At 67.3% G+C, this 3,759-nt stretch carries 2 protein-coding genes; one reads left to right on the top strand and one right to left on the bottom strand.

Features of this window, described 5'->3' with window-relative positions; all coding sequences use genetic code 11:
- Window positions 1-187 precede the first annotated feature (187 nt).
- Window positions 188-709 carry an acyl-CoA thioesterase gene (locus tag ACVOLQ_RS22355; protein WP_313173411.1) on the top strand — a complete coding sequence of 174 codons (522 nt, stop codon included), beginning with the start codon at window positions 188-190 and terminating at the stop codon, window positions 707-709.
- Window positions 710-803: 94 nt separating this feature from the next.
- Here ACVOLQ_RS22355 and ppc read toward each other — a convergent pair whose 3' ends face one another.
- Complete coding sequence (gene ppc, locus ACVOLQ_RS22350; RefSeq protein ID WP_481529344.1) at window positions 804-3,515, bottom strand: phosphoenolpyruvate carboxylase; 2,712 nt, start codon at window positions 3,513-3,515, stop codon at window positions 804-806.
- Between the last annotated feature and the right edge of the window lie 244 nt (window positions 3,516-3,759).

The following is a 3,759-nucleotide window of genomic DNA, read 5'->3' as shown; positions in this document are numbered from 1 at the left end:
CCCCCCCCCCCCCCCCCCCCCCCCCCCCCCAAAAACCACCCCCGCCCCCCCGCCCCCCCGCCCCCGGCCCGCCCCACCCCCCCCCCCCCCCCCCCCTCCCCCCCCCGGGCGGCCCACTACATGCGGCTGTCGCGCGCGCCTCGCCCCTACGGTGTAGCCTGCTCGTCCCGCATCTGCAGTTGCCGCCATGAACGAACACAAAGCCCACCAGTTGTCGATGACCGTGTTGATGTCACCGGAGATGGCCAACTTCTCCGGCAAGGTCCACGGTGGCGCGATCCTGCGCCTGCTCGACCAGGTCGCCTATGCCTGTGCCAGCCGCTATGCAGGCAACTATGTGGTGACCCTGTCAGTGGACCAGGTGACCTTCCGCCAGCCCATCGCCGTGGGCGAACTAGTGACCTTCCTGGCCTCGGTGAACTACACCGGCACCTCGTCGATGGAAATCGGCATCAAGGTGGTGGCCGAGGACATCCGCAAGGGCGCGGTACGCCACGCCAACAGCTGTTTCTTCACCATGGTGGCGGTGGACGACGACGGCCGGCCGACGCCGGTACCGCCGCTGCAGCCTGAAACCAGCGATGAGAAGCGGCGCTTCGCGGCCGCGCAGATCCGCCGCCAGCTGCGCCAGGAAATGGAGCAGCGCCATCTGGAGCTGCTGCAGAGCAATCCTTCGGGCGAAGCCGATTTGTCGGTGCCCGCGTTGTAGGAGCGGCGCAAGCCGCGAAGCCGGCAATGCTTGAAAAGCACCCCTCCCCAACCCTCCCCTACGCCTTCGGCGCAAGGGAGGGGGCAGGAACAAATCAGCCGGTGTTCTGCACGCCCTGCGATACGCCGTTGACGCAGGCCACCAGCGCGCGCAGCAGGCCTTCGTCCTGGCGGTCACTTGCACGCCAGCGCTGCAGCAGGTCCACCTGCAGGATGCTGATCGGGTCGATATAGGGATTGCGCAGGCGGATCGACAAGGCCAGCCGCGGGTCCTGTTCCAGCAGTTCCTGCTGGCCGCTCAGGCGCTTGACCCAATGTGCGGTCAAGGCCAGCTCCTCGCGGATCAGCGGGAAGAACTGGTCATGCAGCGGACCGGCCAGCCGCGAGAACTGTTCGGCGATGTGGATGTCGCCCTTGCTCAGCACCATCGACATATCGTCGAGGAAGGTCTCGAAGAACGGCCAGTCGTGCGCCATCTCGCGCAAGGTCTGCTCATGCCCGGCATCGGCCGCCGCCTGCAGGCCACTGCCCACGCCGAACCAGCCCGGGATCACCGCACGCGCCTGGCTCCAGGCAAACACCCACGGAATCGCGCGCAGGTTGCTCAGCGCCGCATCCTGGCCCAGACGCCGCGAGGGACGTGAGCCCAGCGTCATGCGTTCGATCACATCGATCGGCGTGGCCTGGCGGAAGTAATTCATGAATTGCGCATCGCCGACAAAAGCGCGGTAGGCCACCGAGCTCTTTTCGGCGACCAGCGCCATCACCGGCTTCCACTGCTCCTCGCGCGGCTCCTCGGCACGCGGGCGCAGGCTGGCGCGCAACACCGCGCCAGCCGACTGCTCCAGCGAGCGCAACGCCAGGGCACGGATGCCGTACTTGCGATGGATCACCTCGCCCTGCTCGGTGACACGCAGGCGGCCACCGATGCTGCCGCGCGGCGAGGCGTTCACCGCATGCGTGGTCTTGGTGCCGCCGCGGCTGATCGAGCCACCACGGCCGTGGAAGAAGGTCAGCTTGACGCCGTATTCGGCGGCGGTATCCAGCAGCTCCACCTGGGCATGCTGCAGCCCCCAGCGCGAGGCGGCGATACCGCCGTCCTTGCCGCTGTCGGAGTAACCCAGCATCACCATCTGCACGTTGTCGCGCGCGGCCAGATGCGCGCGGTAGACCGGATCGGCCAGCAGGTCGCGCAGCGTGGCGGTGCCGCGCTGCAGGTCGTCAACGGTTTCGAACAGCGGCGCGATATCCAGCGGCACGGCATTGTCCGCATCGACCAGGCCACCGCGGCGCGCCAGCGCCAGTACCGCCAGCACGTCACCGCGATCATGCGCCATCGAGATGATGTAGCTGCCCAGGGCATCGGCACCGTGGCGACGGCGGGCGTCGGCCAGCGCCGCGAATACCTTGTCCAGGCGCTGCCCGGCCTCGTCCTCGCCACGTGCCAGCACTGCGCTGCCGGCCGCATACGGCGACAGCAACTGCGCGCGAGCGCCATCGTCCAGTGCATCGAACGCATCCTGCCCGCCCAGCACTTCGGCCAGCGCGCGCGAATGCACGCTCGACTCCTGCCGCACATCCAGCCGCGCCAGATGGAACCCAAACGTGCGCACCCGCCACAGCAGGCGGCGCACCGAGAACCAACCGGCATGCTTGCCCTTGTTGGCTTCCAGGCTGTCCAGGATCAGTTGGATGTCATGGATGAATTCTTCCGGCGATGCATAGGCGCCCGGCGCATCTTCCACGGTGGCCTGCAGGCGTGCACGCATGCGGTCGTTGAGCAGGCGGTACGGCATGTCGGCGTGACGCGGGCGCGACTTCACCTGCGGCAGCAGCTGCTGGTACTCCACCACGCGTGCCAGCACCTGCTCGCTGACACCGACCAGTTCGGTCGATTGGCTGAGCAGGCTGGCCAACGCAACCATATCCTTCAGGTACAGCCCGAGCACGGCATTGCGCTGCGCGTTCAAGGTATTGGTGATGGTGCCGGCGTCCACGTTCGGATTGCCGTCCATGTCACCGCCCACCCAGGTGCCAAAGCGCAGCAGGCGTGGCAGCGGCAGGGTGCGGCCCCAGGTGTCGCGCAGCGCCTGCTCCAGTGATTCGTAGAATACCGGAATCACCCGGTACAGCACGCGGGTCAGATAGAAGCCGACATGCTCGCGCTCATCGTCCACGGTCGGCCGCACCGGCGAGGAATCGGCGGTCTGCCAGGAGGCGGTCAAGGCCATGCGGAAACGTGCGGCATCGGCTGCCTGTTCGCCGGGCGTGCGCTGGCCGTCGAGGTTGTCCACCAGTGCGGCAACCATCAGCTGTTCTTTTTCCAGCAGCGCGCGACGCACCGCTTCGGTGGGATGCGCGGTGAACACCGGTTCGATGTCGATCTGCGGCAACCACTGCGCCAGCTCTTCCGGCGTCACGCCCTGCGCCTTCAGCGCAAGCAGGGCGTCATGCAGGCCTTCCGGCTGCGGACGCTTGGTACCTGCACGCTGGTAGTCGCGACGACGACGGATGCGATGCACGCGCTCGGCGATGTTGACCACCTGGAAGTAGGTACTGAAGGCACGCACCAGCGCTTCGGCATCGCGCGGCGAACGGCCAGCCAGCTGCGCGCTGAGCGAAGCCAACGGCGCCTGGCTTTCGCGTCGGGCAATCGCCGCCGTGCGCACGTCTTCCACCTCGTCGAGGAAGCCGGGCGATACCTGTTCGGAAATCAGATCACCAACCAGTGTGCCGAGGCGACGTACATCGTCGCGCAGAGGCAGGTCGGGGGTGGCGAAGACAACGCTGCTGCGGTACTCGTTCATCTACGACGGAGAGCCTGGAGAGCGGAAACCCGTCAAGCCTACCGCAAAAATCGGCACAATTTTGCAGTGCACCAAACCTGAAACAGTTGCATTTGAATGTTGTCTGGCCGCTGTCCTTTTGGACAGAAAGGCGCACCGGACCAGTCATTCGTAGACCTGTAGTGGGGGGGGGGGGGGGGGGGGGGGGGGGCGGGGGCGCGGCGCCTGGCGGGGCGCCGGCGGCGTGGCCCAAGGGGGGGGGGTG

This window comes from Stenotrophomonas sp. STEN031, from assembly GCF_056759975.1.
Note: the sequence above shows the minus strand (reverse complement) of the source record. Positions and strands in the feature narration are given on the sequence as shown.

Excerpts from the sequence above, each read along its gene's own strand:
- ACVOLQ_RS22355 (WP_313173411.1), top strand. The coding sequence starts at position 188 with ATGAACGAACACAAAGCCCACCAGTTGTCGATGACCGTGTTGATGTCA.
- ppc (WP_481529344.1), bottom strand. The coding sequence starts at position 3,515 with ATGAACGAGTACCGCAGCAGCGTTGTCTTCGCCACCCCCGACCTGCCT.